Source organism: Streptomyces sp. NPDC059524, assembly GCF_042749255.1.
Classification (GTDB): Bacteria; Actinomycetota; Actinomycetes; order Streptomycetales; family Streptomycetaceae; genus Streptomyces; species Streptomyces xanthii.
Genome location: NZ_JBHYTK010000172.1, coordinates 1 through 16917, shown reverse-complemented (window position 1 = coordinate 16917; position 16917 = coordinate 1). Strand labels below are relative to the sequence as shown.

The following is a 16917-nucleotide window of genomic DNA, read 5'->3' as shown; positions in this document are numbered from 1 at the left end:
TGCGGGGGGTCGGGGGGCCCGGGGGGGCGGGGCGCGCCGGGGCGCGGCCGGCCCGCAGGCGCGCGAGGATCCGCAGGTGCAGCCAGAGGACGAGCCGCTCGTCGGGGTCGTCGAGGTCGATGGCCAGGTGCTCCCTGATCTGCTTCAGGCGGTAGCGGCAGGTGTTGGCGTGCACGGCGAGGAGGCGGGCGGCCCCGGCCATGTCGCAGCCCGCGTCGAAGTAGGCGATGAGGGTGCCCGCGTAATCGGTGCCGTGCCGCTCGTCGTGGTCGAGGACATGCTGCCAGGGACCGGTCGTCAGGTCGGCGCGCCGGTCCAGCAGCTCGCCGAGCCGCAGCAGGGTGACGCGCGGGCGCACGTCCTCGATGGCGGCGACACCGCGGTCCTCCTCCAGGACGGTGAGGACCCGGTCGGCGTCGTCGCGTGAGCGGGCCACCTCGGCGAGGCCCGTGACGGCGCCGCCGAGTCCGGCGCGCACGGGGCTGCGCAGCGCGAGGGCGGCCTGCCGCGTGAGGTCCTCGATGAGCCGGCGCTGGCGGCCGCCGTCCGGGCCCGCCTCGGGCAGCAGCGCGTACACGGTGTCGTCGACGACCACGCAGGCGTGCCGGCCGTAGCGGGCCTCGCACTGGAGCCGGACGTGGTCGAGGAGGCGCAGGGTGGCCTGGGCGCTGTCGGCGGGGGCGACTGCGGGATCGTCGAGGACGAACGCGACGACCCGGACCTTGGCGTCCTCGGCGAAGCCGAGCCTGCGGGCGGCGGTCGCGGGCGCCGCGGTGCCGTCGAGCAGGCGCCTGAGCAGGTCCCCGTACTGATGGCGGGTGAGGTCCTCGGCGGCCCGGGCGCGCAGCAGGTGGAAGGCGGCGGTGGAGGCGCCCTGGGCGAGGATCTCCTCGGCATCGGGCGCGAGCCTGCCGCTGTCGATCACCCAGAGCGAGCCGAGGATCTCGCCGCCCGCGCGGATGGTGACGGCGAGCCGCTCGATCTCGCCCGGCTCGGTGCCGGGCAGCCGCAACGGGCGTGCGGCGGCGTGGAGTCGGCGGTACTGCTCGGTGTTCTCGGGGCTGTCCGGGACCTGCCGGCCGAGGATGCCCTGGCGGCGGACGTCGTCGATCACCTGGCCGTCGACGGTCGAGTAGGCGAGGATGCGCCGGCGCGGGTCCTCGACGGTGGTGGCGCCGCCGGCGGCCGCGGCGATCGCGTTGGCGAGGGCGAACAGGTCGCCGAGCGCGGAGGCTCCGGCGCCCTGGGCGACGGGGGCCGGTCCGGCCTGGACGGCCGAGGCGATCAGCAGGTGGACCCGGTGCCAGGACGCCTCCTCGTCGACGGCGAGCAGCGCGACCCCGTGCGCGCGGGCGGCCCGCTCGGGTCCTCCCTCGCCGCGCACCACGAGTCCGGTCAGGCCCGCCGCGGCCACGGCCGGTACGAGGTCGGCGGCCGCCGCGGCGGTGACCCCGACCGCGAGCAGGAGTCCGCCCGGGGTGTACGGCACGGGCACTCCGGGGTCGTGGAGCAGCACCTCGGTGACCGGGACCGCGGTGCCGGCGGGTGCGGCGACGATCCGGAGGGCCGGCTGCCCGAGGGTGTCGAGCAGCGCCTCGAGCGTGCAGTCGGCTTGCATGGGGGCGCCTCCTCGGCTTCGTCGACGCACGATTGTCGCCTCCGGCGGAAGGGCCGCGGATTATCGGATCGCATCATGAGACCGGCCGAGCGTTGCACGAACGCGCAAAGACGGCCGCCCCGCGGATGCCCAGACTGGCAGCCATGATCAGTGCTACGACAGCAAGTGCCGCGGCGCCGCCCGGGGCACCGGACGACGACGGCGGCGCTCTGGAGCGGGCGGCGCGCGCGGCGGCCGGTTCGGCGGCGGCCGCCGGTGTCATGGTGCGGACCGTCGGCGACCTGTCCGGGCTGCGCGCCGTGACGGACTTCCTCGCCGAGACCTGGGGCACGCCGCCGGGCGCGCCACCCCTGCCCACCGACGTCATGGCGAGCGCGGTGCACGCGGGCGGCGCGGTGCACGCCGCGTACGCCGGGCAGAAGCTGGTGGGGGCGGCGGTTCTGGTGTTCCAGCCGCCGGCGGAGCGGGCCGTGTACTCGCTCGTCGCCGCGGCGGCGACCTCCGACCGGGGGGTGGGTCTCGCCGTGAAGCAGGCGCAGCGGCTGTGGTCCCTGGAGCGGGGCGCCGAGCGCATGCAGTGGACGTTCGACCCGCTGCTCGGCCGCAACGCCCGCTTCAACCTGGTCAAGCTGGGCGGGCTGGGCACCGAGTACGTCGTCGACTTCTACGGGCCGCTCGACGACGGGTTCAACGGCGGCGACGAGAGCGACCGGCTCACTGTGACCTGGGATCTGCGCGATCCGCGCAGCGCCGTCGACGACGGGGCGTCCGGCCGGGCCGACGCCGAGACGCTGTGCCCGGCCCCGGACGGCGGGCCGCTCGCGCTGCGGTCCGGGGAGCGGCTGTGGTGCCGGGTGCCCCAGGACGTGCTCGCGCTGCGCGCCCGGGACCTGCCGGCCGCGCTGCGCTGGCGGCACGCGGTCCGTGAGGTGTTCACCGGTGCGTTCGCCGACGGGTACACGGCGTCCGCCCTGTCGCGCGACGGCTGGTACCTGCTGACCCGCGCCGCCGCGAGCGGCGCCCCGACGTCCGCCCAGGAGGGCTGAGATGAAGATCGAGCGTGTCGAACTGCTGCACATCGCGGTGCCGTTGGTGAAGCCGTTCCGTACCTCTTTCGGTACGCAGACCAGCAAGGACACGTTCCTGCTGCGCGTGGAGACGGACGCGGCCGAGGGCTGGGCGGAGTTCGGGGGCGATCCGGACCCGCTGTACAGCGCGGAGTTCACGGCGGGCGCGGAGCTCGTGCTGCGTGACTTCCTGGTGCCGCGGGTGGCCGCCGTACGGGACCTGACCTCGGCGAAGGCCGGTCCGGCGATGGCCGCGGTCAAGGGCCACTACATGGCGAAGGCGGCCCTGGAGACGGCGCTGCTCGACGCCGAGCTGCGGGCGGCCGGGATGTCGTTCGCGACGTTCCTCGGCTCGGTCCACGACCGGGTGCCGGCAGGGGTCTCGGTCGGCATCAAGCCGTCCGTCCCCGAACTCCTCGACGACGTGCGGCAGTACCTGGACGAGGGGTACGTGCGGATCAAGCTGAAGATCGAGCCGGGCTGGGACCTGGAGCCGGTCCGCGCGGTGCGGGAGCAGTTCGGCGACGCGCTGCCGCTGCAGGTCGACGCCAACACGGCGTACGGCCTGTCGGACGCCGAACACCTGCGGAAGCTGGACGAGTTCGGGCTGCTGCTGATCGAGGAGCCGCTGGACGAGGACAACCTGTACCAGCACGCGCAGTTGCAGCGGCGGATCGCGACGCCGGTCTGTCTGGACGAGTCGATCCACTCGGCGCGGGACGCCTCGGCGGCGATCGCGATGGAGGCCTGCCGGGTCGTCAACATCAAGCCGGCGCGGGTGGGCGGCTACCTGGAGGCCCGCCGCATCCACGACCTCGCGCGGGCGGCGGGGGTCCCGGTGTGGTGCGGCGGGATGCTGGAGACGGGGATCGGCCGGGCTCCGAACCTGGCGCTTGCGGCTCTGCCCGGGTTCACGCTGCCCGGCGACACGTCGGCGTCGTCGCGGTACTTCGCGCAGGACCTGACGGAGCCGTTCGTCCTGCGCGACGGGCACCTGGACGTGCCGCAGGGTCCCGGGATCGGGGTCGACCCGATCCCGGAGGTGCTGCGGCGGTTCACCGTGGCGCGCCGGGCCGTGGGATAGCGGGCCGGGCGGGCCGGGCGACCGGCCCGCTCAGTCCTGGGCGGCGTCCCAGGTCCGCAGGTCCACCACGCGGTCGTCGGCGAACAGCGCGCACGTGCGGCCCTCCGCCACGAACACGCTGCGCAGTTCGGCGTCGAGGACGGTCGCGGCGACGAACGTGCTGACGATCAGCGGGAAGTCGCACACCGCGCCGATGCGGAAGAGGGACTGCGACTCCGTCGTGACCGCGTCGCCGCCCGCGCGCAGCACGATCCGCTGGTCGCGGGCGACCGCACGGGCGGCGACCGCGACGGAGATGTTCCCCAGCCCGTCCGAGGCGACGGCGGCCAGCGCACGGGCCCGGCGCACCGAGAGCCGCTCCAGCAGGAACCGGTCGCCGCCGCGGCCGATGACGACGGGAATGTTCAGCGAGCGGGCCAGCGGGAGGCAGCCGGCCCGCCGGTCGCGCTCGACGGCGACGACCTTCACGCCGAGGTCGCGCAGCCACGCGGAGAGCCGCAGGCCGACCTGGCCGAGGCCGACGACGATGACGTGGTTGCGGCGCGGTATGGAGCGGGCCCCGAGGATGCTGGTCATGCGGTGCCCGGTGAAGCGGTCGACGACACCGGCGGTGAACACGGCCGCGAGGACCAGCACGCCGATCATCGACGCGGCGGAGAACACCTTGTACCAGCCGGGCCCGTGCTCGGCGGCGTGCGAGGACCCGACCGTGGTGAGCGTGCGGGCCGCGTTCCACACGGAGTCGGTCCAGTGCTCGTGCAGGACGAGGACGCCGAGCGCGACGTCCGTGGAGTAGGCGAGCAGCAGCGCGACCAGGCTGCAGACGAGCGCCTTCGCGGACGTGCCGAGGGAGCGGAACCAGGTGCCGGCGGGGCTGCGCGGGTGCGGCTGCGGGGCGGTGGCCAGGGCCCGCCGGGGCAGGTGCTCGACGCGCGTGGTCACGCCTTCGCGCCGTACGCCCACGAGGTCGTCGCCGACGGGCTGCAGCATCGCGTACTGGGGCGCGAGACAGCTCGCCAGGAGGCTGGGCAGGATCGCGTCGGTCATGGACAGGGCGGTGCAGTTGGGGACGGTGCGGGAGACCTCCTCGGCGACGGTGCGGTCGAAGATGGTCACGACGAGCCGCACGCCGGGCCTGAGGTGCTCGGCGAGCAGCGCGTAGCGCAGGGCGACCATGTCGTCGCGGGAGACGACGGCGACGCTGTCGACGGGGCCGGCGAGCTGCTTTCGCAGGGTGTCGTCGTCGGGGCGGGGCAGTCGGTGCGCCGTGCTCCCCCAGCGTTCGATGCAGGCCGCGGCGGAGCGGCCGAGGGCCTCGTCGTCCTCGATGATCACGACCTGACGGCCGGTGGCGGGCACGTGCGAGCGGGCGTCGCCGCGCGGGTCGCGGGTGGTCTGCGGGCTCAAGCTGTCGGCCTCTCTGCCAAGACGGGGCCGGGGACGGCGTCCTCGGTGCCCTGTGATCCGGAAGGCGCGGCAGTGCCTGATCGAGGCCGGCGCGTACGCTCCGGCGCCGCCCGGCCGGTTCGCCCGCGCTCACGGGGTGAGGAGCGCGGCCGGTCCCGGGCGGGTCCGAAGCGGTTCTCTTTCTAACAGCCGCCCCGGCTGCCCCGATTCATCACGATGTACAAAACCGCGCGGCCGACTCCGTACATCTGTCGAATGCGCCCACCGGTTCGGTCTCGTATGCGGGGCGCCTCGAGGGAGGCGCTCTGCAGAGCCCGCCCGACCGCCTCGGCGCCGTACGGGGCCCTCGGCGCTGTACGGGAGTCCTCCGCGCTGCCATGATCGACGATCATGCGCATCGATGAACTGGGCCCCCTGGAACGTCAGTTGTGGCACGCCTACCCTCAGGGCCGTCCTGTCGAAGGCCGCCCCGGCTCACCGGAGGCCGCCCGGCCCGCCGTCCGTGCCGAGTTCCTCACGGCCCTGCTGCTCGGCGCCGGTCCCGAGCCCGCGCCGGGCGATCGCCCCGCGCTCCGGCTCGGCGGCGTGTCCGTCACCGGCACGCTGGACCTGCGGTTCGCCGAGATCGCCGCACCGATCGCCCTCACGGACTGCCACTTCGCGGGGACACCGCTCCTCAGCGGCGCCCAGATGCGCGAACTCACCCTCTCCGAGTGCGTGCTCCCCGGTCTGATCGCCGACACGGCCCAGATCCTCGGAAGGTTCTCGCTCACCCGCTGCCGGCTGTCCGGCCCGCTGGTCCTCACCCGCGCCGAGACGCACAGCGACCTGGACCTCACGCACACCGTGATCTCCGCCCCGGACGGCGAGGCGGTGTCGGCCGTACGCCTGCGCACGGGCGGCCACCTGTTGTGCACCCGCCTGAAGGTGACCGGGGGCATGCGGCTCACGGGCGCCTCGATCGCCGGCGAGTTCGACCTGGAAGGCGCCCATCTGAGCCGTCCCGGCGACACCGCTCTGGACGCCTATCACGTCCAGGTCGGCGAGGACTTCACCTTCCACCCCGGTTTCCGCGCGGAGGGCCGCATCATTCTGTCGGGCGCCGTGGTGGGAGCGGCCGTCGGCTTCTGCGGCGCCCGCCTGCACCACCCCGGCGACATCGCCCTCGAAGCGATCGACGTCACCGTGAACCGCAACGCGGACCTCGGAGCGGGACTCACCGTGAACGGCGGCATCACGCTCGACGGCAGTGTCATAGGCACCCGGCTCAGCTTCGAGGACGCCACCCTGTCCCGGCCCGGCGGCACCGCGCTGTCGCTGCGCCTGACCGAGGCCCGCGAGACCGATCTGCGCACCCGGGTCCCGGTCGACGGCACGGTGGACGCGGACAACGCCCGGCTCGGCGTCCTCTACGACTCCCCCGCCACCTGGCCCCGCCGGCTGCGGCTGTCCGGCACGGCGTACGACGCGCTCGCCACCCCGCTGACCGCCACGGAGCGGCTCGCCTGGATCCGGCGCGGCACCGAGGCGTACCTCCCGCAGCCCTACGAACAGCTCGCGGCCGCCTACCGGCGCCTGGGCCACGAGGACGAGGCCCGCACCGTCCTGCTCGCCAGACAACGCCACCGCCGCTCCGCGCTCCCCCTGCACGCGCGTGTGTGGGGATACGTCCAGGACGCCACGGTCGGCTACGGCTACCGGCCCGGCCGCGCCGCCCTGTGGATCATCGCCCTCCTCGCCGTGGGCGCGTCCTTCTTCTCGGCGCACCGGCCCGCCCCGCTGGAAGCGGCCAAGGCCCCTCCGTTCAACCCGGTGTTCTACGCGCTGGACCTCCTGCTCCCCCTGTTCGGCTTCGGCCAGAAGGCGGCCTACGCGCCCCACGGCGCCGGTCAGTGGCTCGCCTACGCGCTGACCACCGCCGGATGGGTCCTGGCGACCACCGTGACCGCGGGAGTGTCGCGGGCCCTCAACCGCCAATGATCCGGCCGGCCCGCCCGATCGCGCCGCGGGTCAGAACGCGGCGAGGCTCGCACGCGCCGTGTCCATGAAGACGCTCTTGTGTTCCTCCAGGTGCTCGTTGACCTCGACGTCGCCGATCTCGCGCCAGACCGCCTGGTTCAGCGCGCGGGCGTAGGCGCGCGCCGGATCGTGAAGGCCGGCGTGGCCGACGAGCACGAGGTGCCGCTCGGCGATCCAGAGCCGGCCCATCGCCGCCGAGGCCGCGCCGAGCCACGCCTCGTCCGCGCCCCATTCCTCGGGCCGGCGATAGGCCACCCCTTCGGCCTCCTGCACACAGGCCAGAAAGTCCTTGATCGCCTGAAGCTGTTCGGCCCGGCGGGCCTCGCGGTCGGCGACGGCCTGGCGGCGTTCCTCCAGGCGCTCGGCGGAGCGCTGCGTGGCGCGTTGGGAGAGGGCGGTCAGGCCACCGCCGAGGAGGACTCCGGCGAGGGAGAACAACGGTGCCCACACTTCGGTCGCCACGCGGCGCTCCCCCCTCTTCGCGGTTCACGACTGGCTCGGCACATCCCTTGGCCCAGCCCCTCCGGCGTGCCAGCATCCATCTCGTCACGCATCGCGGCAAAGGAGATTCGTGCGGGAGACACCTCAGGGCGGCATCGCGGGCGAGACGACGCTGCTCGTTCCCGCCTCCGATGAGCATCTGCCGCTGCTCGCCCGCTGGTTCGCCGACCCCGAGTTCGTCCGCGGGTGGGGCGGACGGCCCCTCACCCGCGAGGAAGTGGCCGCCAAGTACACCGGGCGGCGCCGGCCCGCCGTGGAGTCACTGCTCGTCCTCCGGGGCGCCGATCCCGTGGGCTACGCCCAGTACGTCCCCGCCGGCCCGCGCGAAGGGGGCATCGACATGGTGCTCCTTCCGCGCGCCCAGGGGCGGGGCCTCGGCCCCGACGCCGCCCGCGCGCTGGTCCGGCACCTCCACACCGTCCTCGGGTGGGAGCGGGTGACGGTCGATCCCGAGGCCTGCGACCACCGGGCCGTCAGGGCCTGGACCAAGGCGGGCTTCCGGCCCGTCGGCCCGCAGGGGAGCCAACTGCTGATGGAGTCGCTGGAGTGAAGCATGAAGGATGAGTTCTCGATCTTCGACGAGCCCGTCGACCGGAAGAAGTCCAACTCGATGAAGTGGGCGTCCGCCGGACAGTTCCTCGCTCCGGACGAGGCGGCCGCCGACCCGCTGCCGCTGTGGGTGGCCGACACCGACTTCAAGGCGCCGCCCGTCGTCCTGGACGCGCTCCACGCGGCGGTCGACCACGGCGTCTTCGGCTACCCGGGCGGCGCGACGGACAGCTATCTGGGGGCCGTGACGGGCTGGCAGGCCAAGCGCTTCGGCTGGGACGTGGACCCGGACTGGACCGTGCCCACCTCCGGCATCCTCACCAGCCTCAAGACGGCCGTCCAGGCGTTCTCCGCGCCGGGCGACTCCGTCCTCATCCAGCCCCCGGTCTACGGCCACTTCCACGAGGACGTCCGCCTGAACGGACGCTTCCTCACTCACGCGCCCCTGGTGCGGACCGAGGACGGCTACGCCTTCGACGCGCACGCCTTCGAGGCGGCCGTCCGCCCCGACACCAAGATCTTCATCCTGAGCCACCCGCACAATCCGACCGGCACCGTGTGGTCCGAGGACGAGCTGCGGACCATGGGCGAGATCTGCGCCCGGCACGGCATCCTCGTGATCGCGGACGAGATCCACCAGGACCTGATCATCAATCCGGCCAAGCGGCACGTCCCGTTCGCTTCACTCGGCCCTGAGTTCGCCGCCAACAGCATCACGTGCACGGCCCCGAGCAAGACGTTCAACCTGCCGGGCCTGCAGTGCGCCAACGTGTTCATCCCCGACCGCCGGCTGCGCGAGGAATTCTCCCGCCGCTACGAGCGCAATCTCATGCCGCTGGTCAACGTGCTCGGCATGGTGGCCGCCGAGACCGCCTACACCCACGGCGAGCCGTGGCTGGAGGAACTGCTCGTCTACCTGCGCGGCAATCACGCGCACTTCGCCGGCTCCGTCCACGCCGCCACATCCAAGGTGCGGGTGCTGCCCGCCGACGCCCTCTACCTCGCCTGGATGGACTGCCGAGGCCTCGGGATGAACGCGGCGGAACTCGAACGGTTCATGCTGCTCACGGCCCGGCTCTGGTGCGACCCGGGGCAGAAGTTCGGGAGCGAGGGCCTAGGCTATCTGCGCGTGAACCTGGGCTGCCCCCGCTCCACCGTCGACGAGGCGATCTCCCGCCTCACCACCGCCGTCGCCGGGCTCTGAGCGGCGGACGGGGTCAGGCGGTCTCGTTGAGCAGCGCGTCCAGACGCTCCAGGACATGCGGCCAGCCCTGGCCCATTCCTTCGTACGCCTGCCCGCCCAGGGGCGAGCCGAGGTCGAAGCCCGCGTGGGTGAGCACGAGCCGGGTGCCGTCGCCCTCCGGGCGCAGCGTCCAGGTGACGACGGTGTCGAGGGTGCCCTCCGCGAACCGGTAGGCGAGGACGCGCTCGTCCTCGACCTCGGTCACCTCGCAGGGCTGACTGCCGAAGGTGCCCATGTCAAGGGTGAAGCGGTGCCCGACGACCGGCTTGACGTCACCGGCGGCCCACCAGCGGGCGTGCAGATCCGGCTCGGTCAGGGCCTCCCAGACCTTCCCGGGGGCGTGCTCCAGGAGCTTCTCGCAGGTGATCGTGGCGTGCTCGGTCATGGCTCGCTTCCTTCTCGCTCGTCGTCCAGGAGCAGTCTGCAACGTGACGGGCCGCACGGCACGCCGGTCCGCGGGGACGTCTCGGACAGCGGAGGGAAGGCGACCCTGACGATCTCGACCGCCAGGCCCAGGGCCTCCAGATCCACGGATCCCAGGCAGCCGTCCCTGTCAAAGGATGTGGATCCGCTCCAGCTCTCCGTCCTCGGTACGGATCATCAGCTCGTGCCCCTTGGCTCGCTCGCGTTCGACGAATCCGAGCAGCAGCACCGCCCGGTTGATGACATCGGCCTTGCTCACGCGCCCCGTCTCGGCCAGTTCGTTGACCGCGACGACCGCCGGCGGCGCCAGAGTGACCGACAGGCGCTCGCTGGCCGGGTGATCGGGATGTGGTGTGACAGCCATGACGTTCACTCCTGCCTCAGGCCTCCGAAAGGACACCTGAAGTGAATCACATCCACACCGATAACGCACCACATTCGCTCCAGACACGCACCATCGAGTCCGGATCGAGGCATCGCGCAGGTGGCCCCCGAATGAACTCCCCGGACCCGTCGCAACCTTTCCCGAGTGCAGCACGTGCCTGTACAGGGTGGAGGCAGGACGGCCTGGGGAGGGCTCGCCGTGGGGGAAGTGGACAACGGGATGCTGGGCACCGAGCGGGACCTGGTCGAGGCGCGGCGACGCGTCGAGGACACACGGCGGCGCACGGCCGGAGCCCCGGGACGGCACGTACTGCCCGCCCTCGGCGAGGCCTTGAGGCACCTGAGCGCGCTCCTTGTCGAACGGCCCGAGCACCATGACGAGTTGACCGAGGTCGAGGCGGAACTCGTCGACGTGTGCCGACAGTTGACCGAGGCCGATGCGGCGCAGTGGCGTGCGGCGCTCGCGACGGCGCTCTACCGGCAGGCACTGACCCTCGGGGTACTGGGGTGGCGCAGTCGAGCGCTGGAGCCGGCCCGGGAGTCCGTGGAGTTGACGCGGCTTCTCGTCCGGGACGAGGGCGAGGGGCGGCTGCCCGCGCTGGCGGCCTCCCTGACGTGCCTCGGCAATCAGCTCGCCGAGCTCGGCCGGCACGAAGAGGCACTGGCGCTGATGCGTGAGGCGGTGGGCGTACGAGGACGAGTCGCCGGGGCGCGGCGGGGGCCGTCGAGTCCGCAGGACGAGGCCGAACTCGCCTCCGCCGAGAGCGATCTGGGGATCAAGCTCGGCGAGATGGGGCGGCGGCAGGAGGCGGCCACCGTGCTCGGCCGCGCCCTCGAACGCTACGAAGCTCTGCGTCCGGTGGGCGCCGCCGTGCTTCCCCACTGGGTCACCGTGTTCGCCCTGGTCCGCGAGCTGACCGCGCTCGGCCGCGCCGAGGAGGCCCGCCCGCTCATGGGGTGGGCCGCCGCCCAGTACGGCGAACTGGCGCGCGCCCAGCCCGACATGATGGCCCTGTTCGTCGAGACCCTGCGCCGCTACGGCTGGTCCATGACCGAGGACGGCCGTCTGGTGCCGGCGGAAGCCGTCCAGGGTCCGGTCGATCCGGCGGTACGGGACCGTGTCCGGCGGCGTTCCGAGCAGGGGCTCGCCCTGGCGTCGGCGGGCGAGTATGGGCCCGCGCACAGGGCGGCACAGGATGCCGTCGACCTGTGCCGGCAGGCGCTGGACGCTGGTGCCGGCCGCCACATGTCGATCGAGCTGGCGCGCTGTCTGCACAACCTGGCGCTCGTCGCGGCGTGGAGCGGCCGACGCGCCGAGGCCCTGACGGCCGTCGACGAAGCCGTGCGCCTGTACCGGGGGGCGGTCGCGCACGATCCCGATGTGGTCCGTCCGCTGCTCGCGTCCTCCCTCGACAGCCTCGGCACCCGGCTCGCGACGCTGGGGCGGCATCCCGCCGCGCTGGCCGCCGCCGAGGAGTCGGCCGCCCTCCACCGCCAGCTCGACCAGGCCGAACCCGGCATGCACCAGAGCGAGCTGGCGCGCGTGCTCAACAACCTCGGCATCCGGCTCACCGACAACGACCGGCACGAGGACTCGCTGCGGATCGCGCGCGAAGTGGTGGACCTGTACCGGCAGTCGCTCCGCACCGGGCGGCAGGACGATCCGGAGGCGACGCTCGGCCTCGTCCACGCACTGGCCAATCTGGCGCTGCGGCTGGCCCGCACCGGGCGCGACGAGGAGATCCTCGCGCCCACGATGGAGGCCGTGCGCCTGCTGACCGAGCAGAGCGGAACCCACCCCAGGAGCGACGACGCCGCCCTGGCCGAATCACTAGGCTGGCTCGGCGACCGACTCATACGCGGCGGGCATCGCGGACCGGGCCGCATCGTCACCCGGACCGCCCAGCAACTCCGCCGCCGGACCCCCACCCGCTGACTTCGAATAGCGTCGGATCCGGCACACAAACAACCCCGAAAGTCGCTACCTCAAGTTCGGCTCAAACCAATTGCTGGCACTATCCTCACGTGCCAGAGTTGATCACGACCCGCCCTGCAAGAGCAGGGTGCAACCAGACCTTTCTTTCGGGGGTATTTTCATGCTGAATTCTGTTCGGACGGGCGCCAAGGCCACGGCCCTTGCGGTACTGGCTCTGCCCCTGCTCGGAAGCACGGCCTACGCCGCGCCGCAGGCCGCCACCTCTGCTGCCGCGCAGGCGAGCGGCCCCGTCTACACCTCGTGGGGCTGCAACAACAACCCGACGGTCAACCGCTTCAACACGTCTTACACGCCCGGGAACAACACCGTCACCGTCTACTACAACAACCACTGCAACCACAGCGTGACGTTCCACGTCGACTTCTTCGACACCAAGAACCAGGTGAAGCACAGCTCGGCATGCGTGACGGTTCCGGCCGGCGTGAAGGGCAGCAAGAAGTTCGACAAGAGCATCTTCGACAACGTCACGGGAGCCTGGAGCGGGTGCTGACCTCACCCTGAGGTCCGCGTAATCCTTTCAGCGGAATTGGGCTGAGCCGGAGGGGTGGCTTTTCGCGGTAAGAATCTCTACCGACTTTCGTACCGCGAAAGCCATCTCTCTTTTCTACTCGGCGCGCAGAGCCATGACGGTCCTCGACCTGGCGGTCCGGACAGCCGACGCCGTTGAGGACATCCAGGGCTGCCACGGTCACGAGCAGAACGGTGAGCCATGCGGCCAGGGAGTTGAGGGCGACAACCTGATCGCTGCCGTTTCCGGGGCCCGGCCTCTCGGCGACGAAGTGCCACGGGCTTCAAGTCGGCGTTGAGCGCGTCGAGATGGCCGGCAAAGGTTCGGTTCCGGGGCGCAGGGCGATGGAGTAGCTGGTGAAGCCCAGACCTACGGTGAAGGTGACGGCCGCCGTGCAGAACACCACGGCGGTCACCATCGCGGCCGCGCGCCGAGAGGGCCCCCTCCCCAGCGCCAAGGCATCGACGGTGCGCAGTCGCCCCGCACGCCAGGCACTGGCCCACGCGGTGGTGGCCACCGTCGTCACGGTTCCGGCGATGACGGCGACGTCCACCCAGGGCGCGACGCCGGAGGGAGTCGCACCGTAGGCGTCGGCGGCCTCCGACAGGACCGGAAGCGCCGGCAGATGTCCGGCGAGGACGCCGCCCGCGATGCCGACGGACGCGGGAATCAGCGCCTGCCCCACGTAGGCCCGAACGACCTGGCCGGGTGTGAACCCGATGGCCTCAAGCATGCCGATGCGCCGGTGCCCCGACGCGACCGCGGTGCTCACCACGTGCCCCACGATCAGGACCTCCATCACCAGACCGAGCGTCCCGAACGCGGCGAGAAACGGTACGAACAGAGCGATGTCCCGCTCGGCTTCCTTCCTCACCGTCAGCCAGGACTGCGCTCCCGTCACCGCCCCCTCGGGGAGCCGCGCCGCCGACGCCATCGACGTCGTGGCCGAGGCCGCCGACGGCAACGAGGCCGTGGAGGCCGTCCGTCGCACCCGCCCGGACGTGGTCCTCATGGACATCCGGATGCCCGATCTCGACGGTCTCGAGGCGACCCGCCGCATCCTCAGCGGGGCTCCCGGCGAACCCCGGGTCATCATCCTGACCACGTTCGACCTCGACCACCTCGTCCACGCGGCCCTCGGCGCCGGGGCCGGCGGATTCCTCCTCAAGGACGTCACACCGGAACACCTCACCGCCGCCGTCCGCCTCGTCCGCACCGGTGACGCCCTGCTCGCGCCCGCCATCACGCGCCGTCTCGTCGATCGCCATGCCTGCCGCGGCCCGGAAGCCACCACGCTCCACCGCGACCTGACCAACCTCACCCCACGCGAACTCGACGTGCTGCGCCTCCTCGCGCAGGGTCTGAGCAACGCCGAGCTCGCCGCCCGCCTCCACCTCGCCGAGACCACCGTGAAGACCCACGTCGCCCGAGCCCTCGCCAAACTCCGGCTCCGCGACCGGGTCCAGGCCGTCGTCACCGCGTACGAGACCGGTCTGGTCAGCGCCGGCGACCATCGACCGGCACCGTGATGCGGGGACGAACATCAGGAACACCACGCGCACGGAGCCGAGGCATTCATCCGATCCAGGGGTAGCGCAGGTGCCCCTCGCTCCCGCAGGGTCGATACTGCCCGACAGCAGCACTCCGACCGTTCGCCACTCGACACGCCATGACCAGCCGACCACCCGTCACCGACGCGGGCCTTGGGTCAGCATCTGGTCAGGCGCCTGTCCACCAGCCTCACCCCGGAGGTACCCATGAGGATGCTGATCAATGTTCCCGAGACCGTTGTCGCCGACGCCCTGCGTGGCATGGCGGCCGCGCACCCCGAGCTCACCGTGGACGTGGAGAACCGGGTGATCCTGCGCAAGGACGCGCCCGTCGCGGGGAAGGTGGCGCTGGTGTCGGGCGGCGGGTCGGGGCACGAGCCGCTGCACGGCGGGTTCGTCGGGCCGGGGATGCTCAGCGCGGCCTGCCCGGGCGAGGTGTTCACGTCGCCGGTGCCGGATCAGATGGTGCGGGCGGCGGCCGCCGTGGACAGCGGGGCCGGTGTCCTGTTCATCGTGAAGAACTACACCGGTGACGTGCTCAACTTCGACATGGCGGCCGAACTCGCCGAGGACGAGGGCATCCAGGTCGCCAAGGTGCTGGTGAACGACGACGTGGCGGTGACCGACAGCCTGTACACGGCCGGGCGGCGCGGCACCGGCGCCACCCTCTTCGTGGAGAAGATCGCCGGGGCGGCGGCCGAGGAGGGGCAGCCGCTGGAGCGGGTCGAGTCGCTCGCCCGGCAGGTCAACGAGTCGGCGCGCAGCTTCGGCGTCGCGCTGAGCGCGTGCAGCACCCCGGCGAAGGGCTCCCCCACCTTCGATCTCCCCGAGGGCGAGCTGGAGTTGGGGATCGGCATCCACGGGGAGCCGGGGCGTGAGCGGCGCGGAATGATGACCTCCGGGGAGATCGCCGACTTCGCCGTGCACGCGGTCCTCGAGGACCTGAACCCGACGAGTCCGGTGCTGGTGCTGGTGAACGGGATGGGTGCGACGCCGCTCCTGGAGCTGTACGGGTTCAACGCGGAGGTGCAGCGGGTGCTGGCGGAGCGGGGAGTGCCCGTGGCCCGCACCCTGGTCGGCAACTACGTCACGTCCCTGGACATGGCCGGCGCCTCGGTCACCCTCTGCCAGGTCGACGAGGAGATGCTGCGGCTGTGGGACGCGCCGGTGGCGACGGCGGGTCTGCGCTGGGGCCGTTGACCGGCACCCTGGGCGATGTCCGAACCTCTCTCTGAAGGAGATCACGTGCTCGACGCCGATTTCTTCCGGCGCTGGATGGCCGCGACCGGCGCGGCGGTGGACCGCGAGGCCGACCGGCTCACGGAGCTCGACTCGCCGATCGGCGACGCCGACCACGGCAGCAATCTGCAGCGCGGCTTCACGGCCGTGCGGGCGGTGCTCGACAAGGACGCGCCGGACTCCCCCGGCGCCGTACTCGCCCTCGCCGGACGGCAGTTGATCTCGACGGTGGGCGGCGCGTCCGGGCCGTTGTACGGGACGCTGCTGCGGCGCGCCGGGAAGGCGCTCGGCGACGCGGCCGAGGTGAGCGAGGCCGAGCTGGCGGCGGCGCTGCGCACCGGGGTGGACGCGGTGGCCGCGCTCGGCGGGGCCGCGCCGGGCGACAAGACGATGCTGGACGCGCTGGTCCCCGCGGTGGACGCGCTGGAGGACGGCGGTTTCGCGGCGGCGCGGTCGGCGGCCGAGCACGGCGCCGAGGCGACGACCCCGCTGCAGGCGCGCAAGGGGCGGGCCAGCTATCTGGGCGAGCGCAGCATCGGGCACCAGGATCCGGGGGCGACGTCCTCGGCGCTGCTCATCGCGGCGCTGGCCGAGACCGCGCAGGCCGCGGCATGAGCGCGGCGCAGGGCAAGGAGGACAAGGCGGTCGGGATCGTCCTCGTCTCGCACAGCAAGGAGGTCGCGGAGTCGGTGGCGCGGCTCGCGCAGGGCCTGGCGGGCGGCGGTACGACCGCGCCCGTGGCCGCGGCGGGCGGCACGGAGGACGGCGGGCTCGGCACGAGTTCGGAGCTGATCGCGGCGGCCGCGGCGCGGGTGGACTGCGGCGCGGGCGTCGCGGTCCTGGTCGACCTCGGCAGCGCGGTCCTCACGGTGAAGGCGCTGCTCGCCGAGGGCGACGAACTGCCGGCCGCGACCCGGCTGGTGGACGCCCCGTTCGTGGAGGGCGCGGTGGCCGCGGTGGTGTCGGCTTCGGCGGGCGCGGACCTGGACGCCGTGGTGGCGGCGGCGTCGGAGGCGTACGCGTACCGGAAGGTGTGAGGTCCGGCGGTCACCGGGCGGCGGCGCTGACCAGTTCGCGCGCCGCCGCGTGTCCGGCCCGGACGGCGGCGCGGTGGCTCTCGACGGGGCGCACGGTCCGGCCCGGGAAGAGGATGTAGGTGACGTCCGAGGCGGCGACGCCGCCGCGCACGGGGTGCGGGTCGACGCCGGGGGCGCGGGCGGGGCGGCGTGGGGGGGGCGCGGAGGCGGGCGGTGCTGGCTGGGGGGGGGGGGGGGGGGAAAACAGCCTACTGTTCCCCCCCGCCCCCCCGAAACCCGAACCCCCTACTCG

18 protein-coding genes are annotated in these 16917 nt (G+C 72.9%); 11 read left to right on the top strand and 7 right to left on the bottom strand.

Features of this window, described 5'->3' with window-relative positions:
- On the bottom strand, positions 1-1618 hold a 1618-nt coding region (locus tag ACFW9D_RS32950; RefSeq protein WP_384628134.1), incomplete at its 3' end, for a PucR family transcriptional regulator.
- A gap of 143 nt (positions 1619-1761) precedes the next feature.
- Between ACFW9D_RS32950 and ACFW9D_RS32945 the strand changes: the two genes are divergently transcribed.
- Together ACFW9D_RS32945 and menC are read left to right on the top strand one after the other, a co-directional pair.
- Positions 1762-2664 carry a chorismate synthase gene (locus ACFW9D_RS32945; protein ID WP_384628131.1) on the top strand — a complete coding sequence of 301 codons (903 nt, stop codon included), beginning with the start codon at positions 1762-1764 and terminating at the stop codon, positions 2662-2664.
- Between the two features lies 1 nt (position 2665).
- The gene (gene menC, locus ACFW9D_RS32940; RefSeq protein ID WP_188340470.1) at positions 2666-3769 is read left to right on the top strand and encodes an o-succinylbenzoate synthase; all 1104 of its coding nucleotides are present in this window, start codon (positions 2666-2668) and stop codon (positions 3767-3769) included.
- 30 nt (positions 3770-3799) lie between these two features.
- On the opposite strand, the gene ACFW9D_RS32935 is transcribed toward menC, so the two are convergent.
- Positions 3800-5176 (bottom strand): NAD-binding protein, encoded by a 1377-nt coding sequence (locus ACFW9D_RS32935; protein ID WP_384628128.1) that lies wholly within the window; start codon positions 5174-5176, stop codon positions 3800-3802.
- Between the two features lie 390 nt (positions 5177-5566).
- On the opposite strand from ACFW9D_RS32935, the gene ACFW9D_RS32930 reads away from it, so the two are divergent.
- Entirely contained in the window at positions 5567-7156 is a 1590-nt protein-coding gene (locus tag ACFW9D_RS32930) for an oxidoreductase (protein WP_384628126.1), read from the top strand.
- Between the two features lie 30 nt (positions 7157-7186).
- Here ACFW9D_RS32930 and ACFW9D_RS32925 read toward each other — a convergent pair whose 3' ends face one another.
- Positions 7187-7657 carry a hypothetical protein gene (locus ACFW9D_RS32925; protein WP_384628123.1) on the bottom strand — a complete coding sequence of 157 codons (471 nt, stop codon included), beginning with the start codon at positions 7655-7657 and terminating at the stop codon, positions 7187-7189.
- 109 nt (positions 7658-7766) lie between these two features.
- Here ACFW9D_RS32925 and ACFW9D_RS32920 point away from each other — a divergent pair, with 109 nt between their 5' ends.
- Both ACFW9D_RS32920 and ACFW9D_RS32915 read left to right on the top strand, forming a co-directional pair.
- On the top strand, positions 7767-8246 hold the full coding sequence (locus ACFW9D_RS32920; RefSeq protein ID WP_384628120.1) for a GNAT family N-acetyltransferase: 480 nt from the start codon (positions 7767-7769) through the stop codon (positions 8244-8246).
- Positions 8247-8249: 3 nt separating this feature from the next.
- Positions 8250-9449 carry a MalY/PatB family protein gene (locus ACFW9D_RS32915; RefSeq protein ID WP_384628118.1) on the top strand — a complete coding sequence of 400 codons (1200 nt, stop codon included), beginning with the start codon at positions 8250-8252 and terminating at the stop codon, positions 9447-9449.
- A 13-nt stretch (positions 9450-9462) separates the two neighbouring features.
- Here the strand turns inward: ACFW9D_RS32915 and ACFW9D_RS32910 are convergent, their stop codons facing one another.
- Complete coding sequence (locus ACFW9D_RS32910) at positions 9463-9873, bottom strand: SRPBCC domain-containing protein (RefSeq protein WP_384628115.1); 411 nt, start codon at positions 9871-9873, stop codon at positions 9463-9465.
- A 168-nt stretch (positions 9874-10041) separates the two neighbouring features.
- Positions 10042-10275 carry a hypothetical protein gene (locus ACFW9D_RS32905; protein WP_384628112.1) on the bottom strand — a complete coding sequence of 78 codons (234 nt, stop codon included), beginning with the start codon at positions 10273-10275 and terminating at the stop codon, positions 10042-10044.
- Between the two features lie 219 nt (positions 10276-10494).
- On the opposite strand from ACFW9D_RS32905, the gene ACFW9D_RS32900 reads away from it, so the two are divergent.
- Both ACFW9D_RS32900 and ACFW9D_RS32895 read left to right on the top strand, forming a co-directional pair.
- Positions 10495-12231 (top strand): tetratricopeptide repeat protein, encoded by a 1737-nt coding sequence (locus ACFW9D_RS32900; protein WP_384628109.1) that lies wholly within the window; start codon positions 10495-10497, stop codon positions 12229-12231.
- Between the two features lie 160 nt (positions 12232-12391).
- A complete protein-coding gene (locus ACFW9D_RS32895; protein WP_384628106.1) occupies positions 12392-12781 on the top strand; it encodes a hypothetical protein in 390 nt (129 codons plus the stop codon).
- 301 nt (positions 12782-13082) lie between these two features.
- On the opposite strand, the gene ACFW9D_RS32890 is transcribed toward ACFW9D_RS32895, so the two are convergent.
- Positions 13083-13673, bottom strand: coding sequence for an FtsX-like permease family protein (locus ACFW9D_RS32890; RefSeq protein ID WP_384628103.1), 591 nt, complete (start codon positions 13671-13673; stop codon positions 13083-13085).
- Between ACFW9D_RS32890 and ACFW9D_RS32885 the strand changes: the two genes are divergently transcribed.
- From ACFW9D_RS32885 to ACFW9D_RS32870, 4 genes are all read left to right on the top strand, one after another.
- Complete coding sequence (locus ACFW9D_RS32885) at positions 13648-14328, top strand: response regulator (RefSeq protein WP_384628100.1); 681 nt, start codon at positions 13648-13650, stop codon at positions 14326-14328. The genes ACFW9D_RS32890 and ACFW9D_RS32885 overlap by 26 nt on opposite strands.
- Positions 14329-14556: 228 nt before the next feature.
- Positions 14557-15549, top strand: a complete 993-nt coding sequence (gene dhaK / locus ACFW9D_RS32880) for a dihydroxyacetone kinase subunit DhaK (RefSeq protein WP_384628097.1) — start codon at positions 14557-14559, stop codon at positions 15547-15549.
- A gap of 45 nt (positions 15550-15594) precedes the next feature.
- Positions 15595-16203 (top strand): dihydroxyacetone kinase subunit DhaL, encoded by a 609-nt coding sequence (gene dhaL / locus ACFW9D_RS32875; protein WP_384628094.1) that lies wholly within the window; start codon positions 15595-15597, stop codon positions 16201-16203.
- Complete coding sequence (locus ACFW9D_RS32870) at positions 16200-16625, top strand: PTS-dependent dihydroxyacetone kinase phosphotransferase subunit DhaM (protein ID WP_384628091.1); 426 nt, start codon at positions 16200-16202, stop codon at positions 16623-16625. The genes dhaL and ACFW9D_RS32870 overlap by 4 nt, the downstream gene beginning before the upstream one ends.
- Positions 16626-16635: 10 nt before the next feature.
- On the opposite strand, the gene ACFW9D_RS32865 is transcribed toward ACFW9D_RS32870, so the two are convergent.
- Positions 16636-16776 (bottom strand): hypothetical protein, encoded by a 141-nt coding sequence (locus tag ACFW9D_RS32865; RefSeq protein WP_384628089.1) that lies wholly within the window; start codon positions 16774-16776, stop codon positions 16636-16638.
- Positions 16777-16917 lie beyond the last annotated feature (141 nt).